General features: G+C 64.8%; 15 protein-coding genes (1 of these 15 running past the window's edge). 12 read left to right on the top strand and 3 right to left on the bottom strand.

The genetic code is table 11. The annotated features are described in order from the left end of the window. Nucleotides 1–7 precede the first annotated feature (7 nt). Nucleotides 8–691, bottom strand: coding sequence for a lipid-binding SYLF domain-containing protein (locus A8950_RS15970; protein ID WP_166645227.1), 684 nt, complete (start codon nt 689–691; stop codon nt 8–10). Between the two features lie 194 nt (nt 692–885). Further along, complete coding sequence (gene ubiG, locus A8950_RS15965; RefSeq protein WP_133614687.1) at nt 886–1716, bottom strand: bifunctional 2-polyprenyl-6-hydroxyphenol methylase/3-demethylubiquinol 3-O-methyltransferase UbiG; 831 nt, start codon at nt 1714–1716, stop codon at nt 886–888. 343 nt (nt 1717–2059) lie between these two features. Here ubiG and A8950_RS15960 point away from each other — a divergent pair, with 343 nt between their 5' ends. The 12 genes from A8950_RS15960 (at nt 2060) to alkB (ending at nt 18606) form a co-directional block, all read left to right on the top strand. Next, entirely contained in the window at nt 2060–3265 is a 1206-nt protein-coding gene (locus A8950_RS15960) for an aspartate kinase (protein WP_243735671.1), read from the top strand. A 20-nt stretch (nt 3266–3285) separates the two neighbouring features. Beyond that, a complete protein-coding gene (locus tag A8950_RS15955; RefSeq protein WP_133614685.1) occupies nt 3286–4320 on the top strand; it encodes an NAD(P)H-dependent flavin oxidoreductase in 1035 nt (344 codons plus the stop codon). Nucleotides 4321–4323: 3 nt separating this feature from the next. Beyond that, nucleotides 4324–6612, top strand: a complete 2289-nt coding sequence (gene ptsP / locus A8950_RS15950; protein ID WP_133614684.1) for a phosphoenolpyruvate--protein phosphotransferase — start codon at nt 4324–4326, stop codon at nt 6610–6612. Nucleotides 6613–6777: 165 nt separating this feature from the next. Beyond that, nucleotides 6778–7941 carry a helix-turn-helix domain-containing protein gene (locus A8950_RS15945; protein ID WP_166645226.1) on the top strand — a complete coding sequence of 388 codons (1164 nt, stop codon included), beginning with the start codon at nt 6778–6780 and terminating at the stop codon, nt 7939–7941. A 197-nt stretch (nt 7942–8138) separates the two neighbouring features. Beyond that, nucleotides 8139–9254 (top strand): flavodoxin-dependent (E)-4-hydroxy-3-methylbut-2-enyl-diphosphate synthase, encoded by a 1116-nt coding sequence (gene ispG / locus A8950_RS15940; protein ID WP_133614682.1) that lies wholly within the window; start codon nt 8139–8141, stop codon nt 9252–9254. A gap of 21 nt (nt 9255–9275) precedes the next feature. Next, nucleotides 9276–10520: a histidine--tRNA ligase gene (gene hisS, locus A8950_RS15935; protein WP_133614681.1), complete on the top strand. Its 1245-nt coding sequence runs from the start codon at nt 9276–9278 to the stop codon at nt 10518–10520. Next, nucleotides 10492–11772, top strand: a complete 1281-nt coding sequence (gene hemA / locus A8950_RS15930) for a glutamyl-tRNA reductase (protein WP_166645225.1) — start codon at nt 10492–10494, stop codon at nt 11770–11772. Before hisS ends, hemA begins: the two co-directional genes overlap by 29 nt. Nucleotides 11773–11775: 3 nt before the next feature. Then, entirely contained in the window at nt 11776–12852 is a 1077-nt protein-coding gene (prfA, locus tag A8950_RS15925) for a peptide chain release factor 1 (protein ID WP_133614679.1), read from the top strand. A gap of 1 nt (nt 12853) precedes the next feature. Then, nucleotides 12854–13717 carry a peptide chain release factor N(5)-glutamine methyltransferase gene (gene prmC / locus A8950_RS15920; RefSeq protein ID WP_133614678.1) on the top strand — a complete coding sequence of 288 codons (864 nt, stop codon included), beginning with the start codon at nt 12854–12856 and terminating at the stop codon, nt 13715–13717. A 323-nt stretch (nt 13718–14040) separates the two neighbouring features. Beyond that, nucleotides 14041–14928 carry a DUF4167 domain-containing protein gene (locus A8950_RS15915; RefSeq protein WP_133614677.1) on the top strand — a complete coding sequence of 296 codons (888 nt, stop codon included), beginning with the start codon at nt 14041–14043 and terminating at the stop codon, nt 14926–14928. Nucleotides 14929–15188: 260 nt separating this feature from the next. Next, nucleotides 15189–17837, top strand: a complete 2649-nt coding sequence (clpB, locus tag A8950_RS15910) for an ATP-dependent chaperone ClpB (protein WP_133614676.1) — start codon at nt 15189–15191, stop codon at nt 17835–17837. Between the two features lie 118 nt (nt 17838–17955). Next, on the top strand, nt 17956–18606 hold the full coding sequence (gene alkB / locus A8950_RS15905) for a DNA oxidative demethylase AlkB (RefSeq protein WP_133614675.1): 651 nt from the start codon (nt 17956–17958) through the stop codon (nt 18604–18606). A gap of 17 nt (nt 18607–18623) precedes the next feature. On the opposite strand, the gene A8950_RS15900 is transcribed toward alkB, so the two are convergent. After that, nucleotides 18624–18995 carry the final stretch of a M23 family metallopeptidase gene (locus A8950_RS15900; RefSeq protein ID WP_133614674.1) on the bottom strand. 1275 nt of this gene lie beyond the right edge of the window, so 372 of the gene's 1647 nt are visible here — the last part of the coding sequence; its start codon lies off the right edge, out of view; it ends in the stop codon at nt 18624–18626.

Below are 18995 nucleotides of genomic sequence, written 5' to 3'. Positions count from 1 at the left end.
GGGCGGATCAGTACGGCGCCAGCGCGTTCACCAGTCCTTGCGCATTGGGGTTGGAGACCTTGCGGTCGATGACAATCCATTGCGGCAGGGTGCCGGGGCCGTAATAGGCACCGTTCCAGTCGTCCTTGCGCAGGATGCCGGCACCGTTGAAGCTGACCCCGCCGAAGAGGCCGGAGGTCTTGGCGAAGGTATAGACATCGGCCTCGAGATTGGTGGTGGTGTTGGCGCCCAATCCCTTGCCGATGGGGCCGGCCGCGATCGACATGTCGCCGCCGAACTTCATCTGGTCGTTGAGCACGGCCTGCAGCGCCTTGTCGCTCATGATGGTGAATACCGTCTCAGACATCTGGCCGCCGATCTGCAGGCCGAGGGAGCCGGCCGCCAGGGTATAGAACGCCGGCTGGCTCCAGCCCTGATTGGCGTCGCGCACCATGAGTACGCCGTTGCCCCCTTCGCCGCCGATGACGAACCCGGCCTTGAATATCTCGGGGAAGATCATCACGGCCTTGGCCCGCTTCAGATAGCCCGGCAACTCGCCGAACTCATAATTGGTGATCAATTTCTCGAAGGTGATCCGGGACTTGTCGACCAATTCCTGCTGCGGTGTCAGGGCCGCGGCGCTGCCCGCCTGTCCCACGGCAAGGGCCGCTGCGAGGGTCGCGAATAGGGCCAGCTTGCGCAGAATCTTCATGCTCATTCTCCCACTTGTCTGGCGTCGCAACGCCTGGCGGGGCCGTTGGTGCCCAGCCGCGACTGACATCGGCCGCAACGATTCCGGGTTGCGACAATTCCCGGTCGCGACGAATCGATGTGCGACTCGGGGCGCACCGCTCATTCACAGATAACCCCAGGGGAGTCCAAGCGCAATGCGCCCTGACGGGTGATTCACGCGGGTTTGATCGGCTCCGTCGCCTTGATCAAGGCCATATAATTGACATCAAGATCGCGGCTGAGGTGGAAGTTGTCCTTGAGGGGGTTATAGGAAACGCCGGTCAATTCCGCGATATCAAGGCCGTGCCGCCGCAATCCGCGCGCCAGTTCCGACGGGCGGATGAAGCGGTTCCAGTCATGGGTGCCCCTGGGCAACCAGCGCAGGACGTATTCGGCGCCGACAATGGCCATCAGGTAGCTTTTGGCCGTCCGGCTCATGGTCGCCATGAACAGCAGGCCGCCAGGTTTTACGAGGCGGGAAAGGGCGGCGAGGAAGGCGTCGACATCGGCCACATGCTCGACGATCTCCATCGCCAGCACGATATCGAAGCGCTGACCCTTGGCGACCAGATCCTCGGCGGCACAGGGGAGATAGGTGATCCGGGTGCCGGTCTGCGCGGCATGTAGCCGGGCGATCTCGATATTGCGCCCCGTGGCGTCTATTCCTGTGGCGGTGGCGCCCAGGCGCGCCATCGGCTCGGTCAGCAGGCCACCGCCGCACCCGACATCCAGCAGGGTCAGGCCCGTGAGGGGTTCGGGCGTTGCAGCCTCCCGCCCGAAATGGCTGGCGGTGCGGTCGCGGATGAATTGCACCCGGACCGGGTTGAGGCGGTGCAGCGGCCGGAACTTGCCGACCGGATCCCACCAGGCTTCCGCCATGGCGGCAAATTTCTCGATCTCCGCCGGATCGATGGTCGAGCCGCCCCCGCGACCGCCCTTGGGCGAATTTTGGGCAGCCCGCTGCCCGCTTTTTGGTGAGTCTGCTGCGTGCTGGCCCGAACTCATGGTGAAATCCGTCAAGCAATTGAAAAACAGGCAGGGAATCCGGCCGGCACCCTTGCGCCCAAAGCTGGCCTTGAGTATGGATACGCGCGCCCGGCAAGACAAGATTGCTCCCGCCTCGATTTCGCCCGCCCGGCTGCGCCTGTACACGGCATCCCGGCCACCCGCTGGTTGCCGTCCCGGGCGCAGGGTTGGCCCGGCTGGCCGAACGTGAAAGGCTACTTGGCACGGAAATCGCGGACAGCCTGACATTGCCGGCGGCCGGAAAGTGAACGGGGCGTAACTGGGGCTTATCCCGATGCAAGCAGTGGCGACAAGGATTGGGGCTGCAAAGGCCCGAATCGTCATGAAATTCGGCGGCACATCGGTCGCCAATATCGAGCGGATCAAGGCGGTGGCGCAGCGCGTCAAGCGCGAGGTCGACGCCGGAAACGAGGTCGCCGTGGTGGTCTCTGCCATGTCCGGCGTCACCAACCAGCTGGTCGACTGGTGCAAGGAGCTGGCGCCGCTGCATGACGCGCGCGAATACGATGTGGTTGTCGCCTCGGGCGAGCAGGTGACTTGCGGCCTGATGGCGATCGCATTGCAGGAACTCGGTGTCGACGCGCGCTCGTGGCTGGGCTGGCAGGTGCCGATCAAGACCGACGACGCCCATGGCAAGGCGCGCATCCTCGACATCCCGCGCGAGGATCTCGACCGCCGCTTTGCCAAGGGCCAGGTTGCGGTCTTTGCCGGTTTCCAGGGCGTGGGCTCGGACAACCGCGTCACGACGCTGGGACGCGGCGGCTCCGACACGTCTGCGGTGGCGGTTGCGGCAGCCATCGGCGCCGATCGCTGCGACATTTTCACCGATGTCGACGGCGTCTATACGACCGACCCCCGGATCGTCGCCAAGGCGCGCAAGCTCGACAAGATTACCTATGAGGAAATGCTGGAGATGGCCTCGCTGGGTGCCAAGGTCCTGCAGATCCGTTCGGTTGAAATGGCCATGAAGCACCGCGTGCGGCTGCAGGTCCTCTCCAGCTTCGAGGACAAGCCCGGCACGATGGTGGTGGATGAGGAAGAGATCATGGAAAAGGAATTGGTGAGCGGCATCGCCTATAGCCGCGACGAGGCGAAGATCACGCTGACGCGGGTGGCCGACAAACCGGGTGTCGCTGCCGGCATCTTCGGCCCGCTGGCCGATGCCAACGTCAATGTCGACATGATCGTCCAGAATATTTCCGAGGACGGCAAGACCACCGACATGACCTTTACCGTATCGAAGGGTGATTTCGCCCGCGCCAAACAGGTGCTGGAAGGCAGCCGCTCCGTGCTTGATTTCCAGGATCTGATTTCGGACAGCAATGTCGTCAAGGTGTCGGTGATCGGCGTCGGCATGCGCTCGCATGCCGGCATCGCCCAGCGCATGTTCAAAGCGCTGGCCGAAAAAGGCATCAACATCCAGGTCATCTCGACCTCCGAAATCAAGATCAGCGTCCTGGTCGCGGAGGAATACACCGAGCTCGCCGTGCGCGCCCTGCATACGGCCTATGGCCTCGATTCCGAATAGCAGGGGCAGGGGGAAGCTGCATGGACCGGGCCCACGCACTCGCTCACCTTGATGACTTGTGGCAGCGCGGCCGGGAGTTCCTCGGTACGCGATACGCCATCATGGGCGGGGCGATGACCTGGGTGTCGGAGCGCAATCTGGTCGCGGCTATCTCCAACGCGGGCGGTTTCGGCGTCATCGCCTCTGGCTCGATGAAGCCGGAGATGCTGGAAGCCGAGCTGAACGCAACCAAGTCTTTGACCAGCGCGCCGTTTGGCGTCAACCTCATCACGCTACACCCGCAGCTCGACCAGCTGATTGATGTCTGCCTCGATCTCGGGATGTCGCATATCGTGCTGGCGGGGGGATTGCCGCCGGGCAATGCGTTGAAGCGCATCAAGGAAGGCAACGCCAAGGCGATCTGCTTCGCGCCTGCGGTTGCTATCGCCAAGAAACTGGTCAAATCCGGCTGCGATGCGATCGTGATCGAGGGGATGGAGGCGGGCGGCCATATCGGCCCGGTCTCGACCAGCGTGCTTGCGCAGGAAATTCTGCCCGTCATCACCGAAGTGCCGGTCTTCGTCGCCGGCGGCATCGGCCGAGGCCAGGCGATGCTGGGTTATCTGGAGATGGGAGCTGCGGGCGTGCAACTTGGCACCCGCTTTGTCTGTGCCACCGAATCCATCGCCCATCCCAAATTCAAGCAGGCCTTCATCCGCGCGGCAGCGCGCGATGCTGTTCCCTCGACCCAGATCGACCCGCGCTTCCCGGTCATTCCGGTGCGGGCGCTGGCCAATGACGGCACCCGCAAGTTCATGGAATTGCAGCGCGACGTCATCAACCGCTTCAACTCCGGGGAACTCGACCAGAAGGCGGCGCAGCTCGAAATCGAGCATTTCTGGGCCGGGGCACTCCGCCGAGCCGTCATCGACGGCGACGTCGAAACCGGCTCTGTCATGGCCGGCCAATCGGTCGGCATGGTGACCAAGGAAGAGCCGACGGCGGATATCATCCGCGACCTCATCGACGGTGCCGTGGCCGCCCTGGCAGATCGCCGCCCAATGGCCGGGGGCTGATGGATGAACCAGTCGGGCGGCCCCGCGGGTGGTGATCTGACGGGCGCTCGGCTGTTGCTGCGGCGTATCCGGACCGTGATGGCCCGCAACCTGCCGGCGCAGCGTCGGCTGGACGAGATCGCCCGCACCATTGCCGGCGCCATGGTGGCGGAAGTCTGCTCGATCTATGTGCTGCGCGCCGGCGAGGTGCTGGAGCTCTTTGCCACCGAGGGCCTCAAGGCGGAGGCCGTGCATCTCACCCGCCTGCGCGTGGGCGAGGGCCTGGTCGGCGATATTGCGAGCCATGCCAGGCCGCTGGCGCTGGCAGACGCGCAACATCACCCGCAATTCGCCTACCGGCCGGAGACAGGCGAGGAACTCTTCCAGTCCTTCATGGGCGTGCCCGTCCTGCGCGGCGGCCGCGTGCTGGGTGTGCTGGTCGTCCAGAACAAGACCCGGCGGCATTACACCGAGGAAGAGGTCGAGACGCTTGAGACCGTCGCTATGGTGGTGGCGGAGCTGGTCGCCGGCGGCGAACTGGTCGGTCGCGAGGAGTTGTCGCCGGTCACGGGCATCGGTGTTCTGCCCGAGCGGCTCGAGGCGCAGGTACTGGCGCCCGGGCTGGCGCTCGGTATTGCCGTCCTGCATCAGCCGGATATCACCCTGACGCAACTGGTTGCAGAAGATCCCCTGAAGGAGATCGAGCGACTGGACGACGCCATGAGCGCCATGAAGCTGGCGCTCGACGAATTGCTGGAACAGCAGGACGGGACCGGCGGCGGCGAGCACCGCGAAGTGCTGGATACCTATCGCATGCTGGCCGAGGATCGCGGCTGGGCCAATCGCATCATCGAGGCGATCGAGACCGGTCTGACTGCCGAGGCGGCGGTGCAGAAGGTGCAGAACGACATGCGCGCGCGCATGCGCGAAATCCAGGATCCCTATCTGCGCGAGCGTCTTGCCGACCTGGAGGACCTCGGCAATCGCCTGCAGCGCCACCTGCTGGGCCAGCAGGAGCTGCCCCACGCGCGCGACCTGCCGGATGCGGCAATCATCGTCGCCCGCAACATGGGACCGGCTGAACTGCTGGACTATGACCGACAGCGACTCAAGGGGGTCGTGCTGGAAGAGGGTACGGCAAGCTCGCATGTCGCGATCGTCGCGCGTGCCCTGGATGTCCCGCTGCTCGGCCATTGTGCCGGCCTGATGGACAAGGTGCAGGCCGGCGATTCACTGGTGCTTGACGGCGACAACGACCAGGTTTTCCTGCGCCCCTCCGAAGACATTCTGCAGGTCTTTGCATCCAGCATGCGGGCGCGCGCCTTGCGGCAGGAAGCCTATGTCGCCGACCGCGACCTGCCCGCGATCACGCTGGACGGCGTCGCCATCAATCTGATGATCAATGCCGGGCTGCTGATCGACGTGCCGCAACTGGCAGCGACCGGCGCCGCCGGGATCGGGCTTTTCCGTACCGAAGTCACGTTCATGGTGGCGCATACGTTTCCCGATGTTGCCCGCCAGCGCGAGGTCTACGGACGCGTGCTGGACGGTGCCGGCGGCCGGCCGGTCGTCTTTCGAACACTTGATATCGGCTCCGACAAGGTGCTGCCCTATTGGCATCGCGATGCCGAGGAAAACCCGGCCATGGGCTGGCGGGCACTCAGGATCTCGCTTGATCGGCCTGCCATGCTGCGCCAGCAGTTGCGCGCCATGATCCGCGCGGCTGGCGGTCGCGACTTGCATGTGATGTTTCCCATGGTTGCGCTGGTCGACGAGTTCGATGACGCAAAGCAGATTCTCGATCTGGAATTGCAGCGCGCCAGGGACAAGGGGCAGGAGCTTCCAGTCGGCGTGCGCGTCGGTGCCATGTTCGAGGTGCCGGCCCTCTACTGGCAGATGGAGGAGATCTTCCGCCGCGCCGATTTCGTTTCGGTCGGCAGCAACGACCTGGCCCAGTTCGTCTTCGCGGCCGATCGCGGCAATGCGCAGCTGCAGGGGCGCTACGATCCGCTTTCGCCGGCTTTTCTCCGGCTCGTCGGCGATATCGTGCGCGCCGGGCAGGCCTGCAGCAAGCCGGTCAGCCTGTGCGGCGAGATGGCTGGCGACGCGCTGGAGGCGATGGCGCTTCTGGCACTTGGTTTGCGGTCGCTGTCGATGGCGCCGCCGTCGATCGGACCGATCCGGGCGATGATTCGCAGCCTTGATCTCGGCCGCCTGCAGGCGCATATGGCGGCGCTGGGACAGCAGCGTGGTCCAGATATGCGCAGCAGCCTACGCGCCTTTGCCCGCGATCACGGGGTCGCCCTTTCCTGATCACGAAGCGTACGATCGTGTGAGTTTATCGGAAAGTGTCTTGCAAAGCCGATTGCGACAAAATCACGGCGAAGTTATATAAGTAATTGACTCGTCGCGGCCTTTCGCCTCGCCGCGGCGGTTGGCGCCAACCGGGATCGCTTGATGGCCAGTCGTAGAATAGGAATGTTTGGGGTCGAACCCAGCGAGTTTTCCGATGATCGGAACGAGGATGGTGTCGCCGCCCTGCTGCGCCGCCGCCGCGAGGAGTTGGGCCACGATACCGCCACTGTCGCACGCCAGCTGCGCATTCGTGCGGTCTATATCCAGGCCATCGAGGAAGGCCGGCTGCAGGATCTGCCCGGCACTGCCTATGCGGTCGGCTTCGTCCGGGCCTATGCCGATTATCTTGGCCTCGATGGCAATTCCATCGTCAGCGATTACCGCGACGAACTCGCGCGCCGGTCCCGGCAGAATCAGTTGATCTGGCCGGTCGACCAGGTCGAGCACAAGCATTTCCCCGGTGGCGTCGTCATTGCCGTATGCCTTGCTCTTGCCATCGCCATTTCCGGCGGCTGGTACTTTGCCTCGCAGCCGGGCGGAACGGGTATCGATCTTATCGACCAGGTGCCGGATTTCATGAAGCGCCAGTCGGGCGAGTCGACGGCGGAAGAGGGTGGTGCGGACCAGTCGGACGCGATAGTGCCGCCAGCGACACCGACGACGGCGCAGGCCGCGAATGCCGCACCGGATATGCCGCCGGCGGAAGCCCCGGCCGAAGATGAAGCTGGAGACCAGCTTGATATCGTGCCCGCCCCGTTGGCCCAACTTCAGGGCGGGGCGGTGCCGCTTCCCGGCGCTGACCTGGCCGGCGCAAATGCGGCTGCGGGCCAGGGGCTAGCGACTTCGCTCCTGCCCGACGCCGATGAGGCCGCTGCGGCACCAACACCAGGCAGCGCCCTGGCACCGGCTGCGACAGAAGATAACGCCGATTCCACTGGCGAGATGGCAGCAGTCCCGGCGGCCAGCAATCCTGGCGCTGTGGCGGATACCGCCGGAGCAGCAGTTGCCGAGCAGACGGCCGCCCTGCCCACGCCAAGGATCGTGCTGCGCGCCGCCAAGGATTCCTGGGTCGAGATTTTCGATGCCAACCAGAAGGTCGTGTTGCAGAGGATACTGCGCGCCGGCGAGACCTATGCCGTGCCGGAGCAGAGTGGACTGGTTATGAACACCGGAAATGCCGGCGGATTGGTGATCGAGGTCGATGGCAAGGCGCAGCCGAGCCTTGGCTCGATCGGCGTGGTGAAACGCGGCATCAGTCTGGCGCCGGAAGCCTTTTTGAGCCAATAACGAGCTGAATCAAATAGATTTTTCGCGGCCGACAGGTGCCTCCGGCGGCAATGGCGGGGCTTGATCTTTTGGGGCTGGCAGCGCATGTTCAGCAACAATTGCGCCGCCCGGACCGACCCAATTCGGGGCGGCCCGGCCGAGCCCCGGGACATGCCTGGTTGGCTGCCCCCTAAGCCATTGCGAGTGAAGAAAAAACCATGAGCGTCCGGCCCTATCGAGACATCCAGCGGCGCAAGTCGCGGCAAATCCGTGTCGGCAATATCCTGGTCGGTGGCGATGCCCCGATCAGCGTGCAGACCATGACCAACACCTTGACCCCCGACGTCAAGGCGACTGTGGCGCAGATCCAGGCGGCGGAAGCAGCGGGTGCCGATATCGTGCGCGTTTCCTGCCCGGACGAAGAATCGACGGCGGCCCTCAAGGAAATCGTCCGTCAGGTGAACGTGCCGATCGTCGCCGACATCCATTTTCACTACAAGCGCGGCATTGAGGCAGCGAAGGCGGGGGCTGCCTGCCTGCGCATCAATCCCGGCAATATCGGCAGCGCCGAGCGCGTGCGCGAGGTGGTGAAGGCGGCCAAGGATTACGGTTGCTCGATGCGCATCGGCGTCAATGCCGGCTCGCTTGAGCGCGAGCTTCTCGAGCGCTATGGCGAACCTTGCCCCGAAGCGATGGTCGAGAGTGGCCTCAACCACGCGAAGATCCTCGAGGATCACGATTTCTTCGAGTTCAAGATCAGCGTCAAGGCGTCCGACGTCTTTCTGGCCGTCGCTGCCTATCAGGGCCTCGCCGACGCCTGCGACTATCCGCTCCATATCGGCATTACCGAGGCCGGCGGCTTGCGCATCGGCACGGTGAAATCGGCGATCGGCCTGGGGTCGCTGCTCTGGGCTGGCATCGGCGATACACTGCGCGTTTCGCTCTCGGCTGATCCGGTCGAGGAGGTGAAGGTCGGCTTTGATCTGCTGAAATCGCTCAATCTGCGCCATCGTGGCGTCAACATCATCTCGTGCCCGTCCTGCGCGCGACAGAATTTCGACGTCATCAAGACGGTCGAGGCGCTGGAGAAAAGGGTTGCCCACATTACGACGCCGATGTCGGTCAGCATCATCGGCTGCGTCGTCAACGGCCCGGGCGAGGCGCGCGAGACCGATATCGGCTTCACTGGCGGCGGCAACAACACGCATATGGTCTACCTCGCCGGCAATCAGCACCATCGCCTCAAGGACCAGGACATCGTCGAACACATGGCGGAACTGATCGAACAGAAGGCGGCGGAGATCGAGGCCGCGAAAAAGGCCGCTGCCGAATAGGATTTCCGGGGGATTTCGAAGATGTCTGGTTTGCAGCCGGTTCGCGGCACACATGACCTGTTGCCTGAAGACATGCGGCGCCATCGCCACGTCATGGAGACCGCGCGGCGCGCGGCGCTCTGCTTCGGCTATCAGGAAGTCGCGACGCCGATCTTCGAATTCACGGAGGTTTTCAAGCGCACCCTTGGCGACACTTCCGACGTCGTGACGAAGGAGATGTACACCTTCACCGACAAGGGCGGAGAGACGGTAACCTTGCGGCCGGAGAACACGGCGGGCGTGGCGCGCGCCCTCATTTCCGAGGGGCTCACCCAGCACCTGCCGCTGAAATACTTCTATGCCGGGCCGATGTTCCGCTACGAGCGCCCGCAGAAGGGTCGCCTGCGCCAGTTTCATCAGACCGGAATCGAGTTGCTCGGTGTGAAAGAGCCGGGCGGCGATATCGAAGTGATCGCGACCGGTGTCGAATTCCTGCGCCGGCTCGGCGCCTGGGATCGGTGCGAGTTGGAACTCAACACCCTGGGTGACACCGCAAGCCGCCAGGCCTACCGCAAGGTGCTGGTCGAGTATCTCAACAGCTTTCGCGACAGGCTTTCCAAGGACAGTCAGGAGCGCCTCGAGAAGAATCCGATGCGCGTCCTGGATTCGAAGGATGAGGGCGATCAGAAGATCGTCGCCAATGCGCCGCTCTCCAGCGAGTATCTGACCGACGAAGCCCGCGATTTCTTCGCCGCTGTTCGCGAGGGGCTGGATCTCCTCGGCATCTCCTACACGATCAACCAGCGCCTGGTGCGAGGCCTCGACTATTACTGCCATACCTGCTTCGAGATCACCTGCGCCGATCTGGGTGCACAGAAGACCGTGCTTGGCGGCGGCCGCTATGACGGCCTCGTCTCGCTGATGGGCGGCCCCGAGACGCCGGGCGTAGGCTGGGCGAGTGGCGTTGAGCGCTGCGCCATGGTGCTGCAGCAGGAACTCCCGGCGCCACGTCCGATCGCCATCGTGCCGATGGGCGCGGCGGCCGAACGCAGGGCCCTGCAGATTGCCGACGAACTGCGGCGGCAGGACTTTCTGGTTGATCTCGGCTTCACCGGCAACATGGGCAAGCGCATGAAGCGCGCCAACAAGGTTTCGGCAATTGCCGCCGTCATCCTGGGCGACGATGAGCTGGCGCGAGGCGAGGCGGCAGTCAAACTGCTCGATTCCGGCGAGCAGAAGAACGTGCCGCTCGGCGATCTTGCCGCAACACTGGCGCCCTGTCGGTGATCCGCTTGGGATAGCGCCGGGCACATTCCTGATCGTCGGGGCCGAACACAAGCGGGCGCCGGACCTGCTGCGCGAGCAGTTGCAGGGTGACGATGCCGATGCCTTGCGCCTGCTCTTGCGCTGCCGCGAGAAGGGTCTGAAGCAGGCCATGGTCCTGGCCACATGCGATCGCTGCGAAATCTGGGCCGTGGTAGACGACGAGACCCGCGCCGCATCCGACATCACGGCATTGATCGCCGAGGCTGCCGGGGGTGAAGTCGCGGACGTGGCACCGAAGCTCCACTACCTCGCCGACAGGGCCGCCCTTCGCTACGGCTTCTCCGTCGCGGCATCACTGGAAAGCCAGGTTGTCGGCGAGCCGCAGGTCCTGGGCCAGGTCAAGGAGGCCTATCAGTTCGCTGCGCGCGCCGGCACCATGGGGACGGAACTGGAGCGCGTGCTGCAGGCTGCCTTTGCCGCCGCCAAGCGGGTGCGGAGCGAAACCGACATTGCCGCGCAATCGGTGTCGATGGCGGCCTGCGTGGTGAAGATCGCCCGCCAGGTGCACGGCAGCCTCGACACCCTTTCCGCCCTGCTGCTCGGGGTCGGCGATCTCGGCCAGCTCGCCCTCGAGCATTTGCGCGAGGCCGGCTTGCAGCGTTGGGCGGTCATCCATGGCGAGCCCGCCAGGGCAAGGGAGATCGCACAGCACATCCAGGGCCATGTCGGGGCGTTCGCTGAGCTGCCACAGGCGCTGGTCGATGCGGATGTCGTGGTGACAGCCCTTGATGCCGCCCGTTACGTCGTGGAGGCGCCTGCTGTGGCAACGGCACTCAGGAAGCGGCGGCACCGGCCGATCCTGCTGGTCGACCTCGCCATCCCCGGCGATGTGGATCCAAAGGTAGATGCGGTCGACGACGCCTTCCGCTATGCCTTCGATGATCTCGAGCGGTTGGCCAGGGCCGGCCGCAAGGAACGATCCGCCGCGGTTCAGGCGGCTACGGCAATCATCGATGCCGAGCTTGATCGGTTCGAGAAGGCGCGGCAGGTGCGTGATATCAGCGCATCGCTGACCGGCCTGCGCGAATATTTCGAGGGCGAGCGCCAGGCACTTCTCTCGGAGAATCCGCGACTGGATGCCGAGGAGCTCTCGCGTCGCCTGGTCAATCGCCTGTTGCATCGGCCGCTCAATGCGCTCCGCGACAATGCCAACGATCCCGAACTGGAGCGCGCCGCGCGCCGTCTGTTCGGCCTCGATCGCAACAAAGAGTAGGTCATGTCTTTCCGCGAGAAACTCGGCCGCGTCGTCAAGCGGCATCAGGAATTGTCCGCCCTGCTGGCGGCCGGCAGCCACAAGGATGCGCAGGAATTTGCGCGTCTATCCAAGGAATATGCCGATCTCGATCCGCTGGTGGCCGCAATCAACGAGCTACAGAAGGCCGACAAGGAGCTGGCCGAGCTGGCGACGATGGCTGGCGATCCGGGTGCCGATGCCGAGATGAAGGCATTGGCCGAAGCGGAACTGCATGACCTCAGGGCGCGGGTGCCGGATCTGGAGCAGCACGTAAAGGTGATGCTGTTGCCGAAGGACGAGGCGGACGCGCGCAATGCGATCCTTGAAGTGCGCGCCGGCACCGGCGGCGAAGAGGCGGCCCTGTTTGCCGCCAGCCTGTTCCGCATGTACGCCCGATATGCCGCGCTGAAGGGCTGGCGCTTCGAGCCGATGGATATCAGCGAAACCGGCCTTGGCGGCTACAAGGAAGCGACAGCCTCGATCACCGGGCGAAATGTGTTCGAGCGCCTCAAGTTCGAAAGCGGCGTGCACCGCGTCCAGCGTGTGCCGGAGACCGAAGCCTCCGGCCGCATTCATACCTCGGCAGCGACCGTCGCGGTTCTGCCCGAAGCTGAAGAAGTCGACGTCAAGATCGACGACAAGGATCTGCGCATCGACGTCTTCCGGGCCAGCGGGCCCGGTGGCCAGTCGGTCAACACGACGGATTCGGCCGTGCGCATCACGCATATCCCGACCGGTCTTGTCGTGCAGCAGCAGGACGAGAAGTCGCAGCACAAGAACAAGGCGAAGGCCATGAAGGTTCTGCGCGCGCGGCTCTATGATCTCGAGCGCGGCAAGCTGGATGCGGCCCGTGCGGCCGATCGCCGGAGCCAGGTCGGTTCCGGCGACCGTTCGGAGCGCATCCGCACATACAACTTCCCGCAGGGTCGCTGTACCGATCATCGCATCAACCTGACGCTCTACAAGGTCGACCGCATCATCGAGGGCGAGGCACTGGACGAGGTGATCGACGCGCTGATCCAGCACGACCAGGCGGAACGCCTCGCCGAAGTGGATTGAGATGAGCGCGCGGATCGCCGATCTCCTCAGCGAGGGCATGAAGGTACTGGGCGCTGCCGGCATCGAGGCCCCGGGTCGCGAGGCGCGGTTGCTGCTGGCAATTGCGGCAAAGGTGCCGCCAGCTGTGATGATCGGCTTTCCGGAACGTCCAGTCGACGACTCCGGCGTTGCCGGCTATCGCGAACTGGTGCGGCGCCGTGCCGACCGCGAGCCGGTCTCGCACCTCACCGGCGAGCGCGAGTTCTGGTCGCTGCCCTTCTTCGTCAGCCGCGACGTGCTCGATCCGCGGCCTGACAGCGAAGCGCTGATCGCTGCGGTGCTGGGCGAGGTCGGTGACCGTGGGGCCGACCTGCGCATACTTGATCTTGGTACCGGCTCGGGATGCCTGCTGCTCACTCTGCTGCGCGAACTTCCCAACGCGCTTGGCTGGGCCATCGACCTGTCGGCGGCGGCCCTGGCGATTGCCGGGCGCAATGCCGCGCGCCTCGGCCTAGGCGACCGTGTCGCGTTTCGCGAAGGGGCCTGGACCGCCGCATTGACTGCAGCCGATCCGGCCACCTTCGACCTCATCGTCAGCAACCCGCCCTATATTCCGAGCGGCGATATTGCCGGCCTTGCCCCCGAGGTCGCGCGTCATGAGCCGCGCCTTGCCCTCGACGGCGGCATGGACGGGCTTGAGGCCTACCGGGGGCTCGCTCCCCTGTTGTGGCGCCATCTGGCGCCCGACGGACTTGTGGCGCTGGAGATCGGCCTCGGCCAGGCCGAATCCGTTTCCGAACTGATGACGGCCGCTGGTTTGGTCCCTGCCGGGCGGGCCAGGGACCTTGCCGGACGCGAGCGTTGCCTGCTGTTTCGGCGGCCCTAGGAAAGAATAGCGCTTTCAAAGGCTTGGATGGGCCCACAGACGACTGGTGCTGCGCCGCGGACAGCAGCGAAAGGCTAAAATAGTTGTTGGAAATCAGCCGCGAAGCGGATACGTTTCACGCGGCATCGGGGCGAGGTAATTGGGATATGGCCGTTGGGCCGAACCGCCCCCACTGGGCCTCCGCACATCGCGTTTAAGCCGGGGAGTCTGAACCTGCCAGCAACGCCTGCCGCCATTTTGGCAAGAGGGCGTCGTGGTTGGCCGTTCGACCCCGCTACCGGGTGACCGGAGCTGAGCCGCAAACAGAAGCGAATGATCGACGCATGAGACCTGGCAATAATAATCGGCGCGGCCGCAATCGCGGTCAGCGGAAGCAACACGGCGGCATACCCAGCAAGAACCAGAGTTACGACGGCGGCGGCGAGACGCGAGTCCGCGGCAATGTCTACCAGATACTCGAGAAATATCTGCAGCTGGCGCGTGACGCCGGCGTCGCCGGCGACCGCATCGCGGCGGAAAACTACCTGCAGCACGCCGATCACTATTATCGCGTCATCCAGGCAATGAATGACGGCCAGCGCCCGCGGGTCGGCGGTCGCGACATCTCGGTGGCTGATTTCAACGTGCAGAATGTCAGCCAGGGGCTTTCCGCCGCACTTTACACCGGCGGCCAGGCGCCGCAGGCCAACATGTCGGAGGGCAGCGGGGCCGGCGGCGGTTCGGCCGGTGCGGGTCAGGGCAGTGGCAGCAATGCCAATGCAGCGCCAGCGGAAGGCGGCGATTCTGGAGCCGAGGGCGACGACGAGGCCGGCTTCAGCCGCCCGCAAGGGCGCGGACCGCGCAATCGCCAGCAGAACCGTCATGACGGTCGCAACAGCCAGTTCAATGGCCAATACGCCAATGGCCAGTCAGCCGGCGACCAGGCCGTCAGCAGTCGCGGCGATGATGGGGGGCAGACCCCGGACGCGCAGCCGGATGGCAATGCTGCTAGGCCGGCATCGGCTCCCCCGGGCGACGATCAACCCGACTATCCGGAAGTCCTGCTGCCGGCCACTGCGGAAGCGCGCAGCAGCGAGGACGGCAGCCGGGAGGAAGGCGGCGGTCGCAGCCCGCGCGCTCGCGGGCGCCTGCGGTCGCGCCGACCGCGCCACGGGGCCGGGACGGAGGCTTCGGCTGAACCGGCCCTTCCCGGTGTCGAGGGCGGCGACTGAGAACGCGCGGCAGGATGCGGCCGTTTTGCCGCGACAATTGCGCACAGAAACAGTCTGAATTGGGGGCCGGCCTTAAATGCGCCGGCCCCTTTCGATTCGGGGGCTTGTTTTGATGTTAACGATTTCCATATGTCTGAGGTGGGACGGGTCTCCGGGCTGACCGACCGGCTTCGGTTGGTGGCCCGATCAGACGCCTCAAACGACAATGGCATCCATGATCGCGGGCCTCCGAGAGGGCGCGATTGAGAGAGGGCTGACATATGGATCTGGAAAAATTCACCGAACGGTCGCGCGGTTTCCTGCAGGCTGCGCAGACGCTGGCTCTGCGTTCCGGCCACCAGCGCCTGACGCCAGAACACCTGCTTAAGACGCTCCTCGACGACAAGGAGGGCATGGCTGCCAATCTGATGAAGGCGGCCGGTGCCGAGCCGGCGCGTGCCCAGGCCGCGATCGAGCGCGAAGTCGAAAGGCTGCCGCGAGTCGAGGGAAGCGGTGCCGGTCAGGTCTACATGTCCCCCGAACTTGCCCGCGTGCTCGGCCAGGCCGAGGAGTTGGCTCAGAAATCCGGCGACGGCTTCGTGACGGTGGAACGCATGCTGCTGGCGCTCGCCATGGCGAGCGACACGGCATCCGGCAAGGCACTCAAGGAAGCCGGTCTGGTGCCGCAGAAGCTGAACCAGGCCATCAACGATCTGCGCAAGGGCCGCAAGGCCGACAGCGCCAGCGCGGAAGAAGGCTATGACGCGCTCAAGAAGTACGCGCGGGACTTCACGGCGCTGGCCCGCGAAGGCAAGCTCGATCCCGTCATCGGCCGCGACGAGGAAATTCGCCGCACCATCCAGGTGCTCTCGCGCCGGACCAAGAACAATCCCGTCCTGATCGGCGAGCCCGGGGTCGGCAAGACAGCGATCATCGAAGGGCTTGCACTCCGCATCGCCAATGGCGACGTGCCGGAGGGGCTGAAGAACCGCAAGCTGTTGTCGCTCGATCTTGGCGCGCTGGTTGCCGGTGCCAAATATCGCGGCGAATTCGAGGAGCGCCTGAAGTCGGTGCTGCAGGAGATTTCCGCGGCGGCGGGCGAGATCATCCTCTTCATCGACGAACTCCACACTCTGGTCGGGGCCGGCAAGGCGGAAGGCGCCATGGACGCCTCCAACATGCTGAAGCCAGCCCTCGCGCGCGGCGAGTTGCACTGTGTCGGTGCCACGACGCTCGACGAATATCGCAAGCATATCGAGAAGGATGCCGCGCTGGCGCGGCGCTTCCAGCCGGTCTTTGTGGCGGAACCCACCGTCACCGATACGATCTCGATCCTGCGCGGCCTCAAGGAAAAGTACGAGATGCATCACGGGGTCCGCATTACCGATGCGGCGATCGTCGCGGCCGCGACGCTGTCCAATCGCTATATCACCGATCGATTCCTTCCTGACAAGGCGATCGATCTCGTGGACGAGGCGGCGTCCCGCCTGCGCATGGAGGTCGAGTCCAAGCCGGAGGAGATCGACGAGGTCGACCGGAAGCTGATCCAGCTCAAGGTGGAGCGCGAAGCGCTCAAGAAGGAGAGCGATGCCGCCTCGAAGGAACGGCTGCAGCATCTCATCGAGGAGATCGAGGCCCTGGAGGCCAAGTCTCGTTCCCTTACCGCGCTGTGGCGCGCCGAGAAGCAGAAGATTGACGATGCGCAGAAGCTGAAGGAGCAGATCGACCAGGCGAAGATCGAAGTCGAGCAGGTGCAACGCCGTGGTGATTTCGCCCGGGCCGGCGAGTTGACCTATTCGATCATCCCGGATCTGCAGCGTCGCCTCGAGGCGGCCGAGGAGGCGGCCGAGCACCGCATGCTGAACGAGGTGGTGAAGGAAGAGGACATCGCCGGTGTCGTCTCGCGCTGGACCGGCATCCCAGTCGACAAGATGCTGACCGGCGAGCGCGACAAGCTCCTCCACATGGAGGAAGCACTTGGTGCCCGCGTCGTCGGCCAGGAAGAAGCCGTCGTCGCTGTCGCCAATGCCGTGCGGCGCGCCCGCGCCGGATTGCAGGATCCGAACCGGCCGATCGGCTCGTTCCTGATGCTCGGCCCGACCGGCGTCGGCAAGACCGAACTGTGCAAGGCGCTGGCTGGCTTCCTGTTCGATGACGATCAGGCCATGGTCCGCATCGACATGTCCGAGTTCATGGAAAAACACGCCGTCTCCCGCCTGATCGGCGCGCCGCCGGGCTATGTCGGCTATGACGAGGGTGGCGTCCTGACCGAGGCGGTTCGGCGCCGTCCCTACCAGGTGGTGCTGTTCGACGAGGTTGAGAAGGCGCATCCAGACGTGTTCAACGTACTGTTGCAGGTGCTGGACGACGGCCGCCTGACCGATGGCCAGGGGCGCACGGTCGATTTCAAGAATACGATCATCATCCTGACGTCGAATCTCGGCAGCGAGTTCCTGGCGGGCCTCGGCGAAGGCCAGGATTCGGGTGCCGTACGAGATCAGGTGATGGGCGTCGTGCGTCAGGCGTTCCGGCCGGAATTCCTCAACCGCCTCGACGAGGTGATCCTGTTCCATCGCCTCAGCCGCCATCACATGACCGGTATTGTCGGTATCCAGCTGCAGCGACTTGAAGCCCTGCTGGCCGACCGCAAATTGGTTCTCGCGATCGACGAGAAGGCGAAGGAATGGCTGGCGGAGGCCGGCTATGACCCGGTCTATGGCGCGCGGCCGCTGAAGCGCGTCATCCAGCGTGCGCTGCAGAATCCGCTGGCGACCATGATCCTTGAGGGCCGCTTCAAGCCGGGCGAGATCATAGCCGTTTCGGCTGCGGATGGGGCGCTGACTGTCGGCGGAGAAAGAGTCGATGGGGCCGAGGGCGCTTTGCCGCGCGTGACCCCGGAAGTCGGGCGCGGCTCTGCGGCCCTCCACTGACCACTCCACCCGCCGGTCCGGCGCCGTTGACCGCGGAACTGTTCGGCCGCGGCGCCCGCAGGTAGATTGATGGGCGGCGCTGGGACGCTAGGCGCGCCGACAACCGGATCGGACCAGGATGACGCTGTCACTTTTCGCGCCGACGGAGGCCAGCCGGAGCCCGCGCACCATCGCGCCAGGCGCTGTTCTGCTGGGCGGCTTTGCATTGCCCGATGCGGATACCTTATTGGCGGCCTTGCCGGAGATTCTGGCCGTGGCGCCGTTCCGGCACATGGTCACGCCCGGTGGCCGTCGGATGTCGGTTGCCATGACCAACTGTGGCGCTCTCGGCTGGGTTTCCGATCGTGCCGGCTATCGCTACGAAACGGTCGATCCGGCGACGGGGTGGCCCTGGCCGGCGATGCCGCGGGTTCTTGGCGATTTTGCCAGAAGGGCGGCACAAGCGGCCGGGTTTTCCGGCTTTGCGCCGGACGTCTGCCTTATCAACCGATACGAGCCCGGCAACCGATTGGCGCTGCATCAGGACAGGGACGAGCGTGACTTCGCGCATCCCATCGTCTCGCTCTCCCTCGGCGCATCGGCGGACTTTCTTTTCGGTGGCCCGGCCCGCGGCGACAGGGTGGAAAAGCTGCCGCTCCACCATGGCGATGTCGTGGTATGGGGTGGGGTGGCGCGGCGCCATTATCATGGCGTCGCTCCGCTCGAGCCGGGTCAGGAAGGAGTCTTCGGCCAGGTGCGCATCAATCTGACATTCCGCCGCGCCGGCTGAAGGCCGGCTGCCGCGTTTCAGTTCTCGCAACCCCGGTCGCTGTCGCAGTCGATCGGCACGGAGCCGGGTGTCTCGGCGATCTCCACCACGTTGCGCAGATTCTGCCGTTCGGCATCGACGCTGGCGACAAGCGCCTTGAAGGCCTTCAGGTCCTTCCCGTTCAGCTTGTCGCCGCCGGTCGACTTGATCTTCTTCGGGTTCACCTGCTTGCCGTTCTCGAGAACCTCGAAATGCAGGTGCGGGCCGGTGGAGCGGCCGGTCGTTCCGACATAGGCGATGACCTGGCCCTGCTTGACCTTGTCGCCCTTGTTCAACCCCTTGGCGAACTTGCTGGCATGCGCATAGGCGGTCTGATAGGTGCCGTTATGCTTGATGCGGACGTAATTGCC

This window comes from Dongia mobilis, from assembly GCF_004363235.1.
Taxonomy (GTDB): Bacteria; Pseudomonadota; Alphaproteobacteria; order Dongiales; family Dongiaceae; genus Dongia; species Dongia mobilis.
Note: the sequence above shows the minus strand (reverse complement) of the source record. Positions and strands in the feature narration are given on the sequence as shown.

Coding starts and splice junctions, on each gene's coding strand:
- A8950_RS15970 (WP_166645227.1), bottom strand. CDS start 691: ATGAAGATTCTGCGCAAGCTGGCCCTATTCGCGACCCTCGCAGCGGCC.
- ubiG (WP_133614687.1), bottom strand. CDS start 1,716: ATGAGTTCGGGCCAGCACGCAGCAGACTCACCAAAAAGCGGGCAGCGG.
- A8950_RS15960 (WP_243735671.1), top strand. CDS start 2,060: ATGAAATTCGGCGGCACATCGGTCGCCAATATCGAGCGGATCAAGGCG.
- A8950_RS15955 (WP_133614685.1), top strand. CDS start 3,286: ATGGACCGGGCCCACGCACTCGCTCACCTTGATGACTTGTGGCAGCGC.
- ptsP (WP_133614684.1), top strand. CDS start 4,324: ATGAACCAGTCGGGCGGCCCCGCGGGTGGTGATCTGACGGGCGCTCGG.
- A8950_RS15945 (WP_166645226.1), top strand. CDS start 6,778: ATGTTTGGGGTCGAACCCAGCGAGTTTTCCGATGATCGGAACGAGGAT.
- ispG (WP_133614682.1), top strand. CDS start 8,139: ATGAGCGTCCGGCCCTATCGAGACATCCAGCGGCGCAAGTCGCGGCAA.
- hisS (WP_133614681.1), top strand. CDS start 9,276: ATGTCTGGTTTGCAGCCGGTTCGCGGCACACATGACCTGTTGCCTGAA.
- prfA (WP_133614679.1), top strand. CDS start 11,776: ATGTCTTTCCGCGAGAAACTCGGCCGCGTCGTCAAGCGGCATCAGGAA.
- prmC (WP_133614678.1), top strand. CDS start 12,854: ATGAGCGCGCGGATCGCCGATCTCCTCAGCGAGGGCATGAAGGTACTG.
- A8950_RS15915 (WP_133614677.1), top strand. CDS start 14,041: ATGAGACCTGGCAATAATAATCGGCGCGGCCGCAATCGCGGTCAGCGG.
- clpB (WP_133614676.1), top strand. CDS start 15,189: ATGGATCTGGAAAAATTCACCGAACGGTCGCGCGGTTTCCTGCAGGCT.
- alkB (WP_133614675.1), top strand. CDS start 17,956: ATGACGCTGTCACTTTTCGCGCCGACGGAGGCCAGCCGGAGCCCGCGC.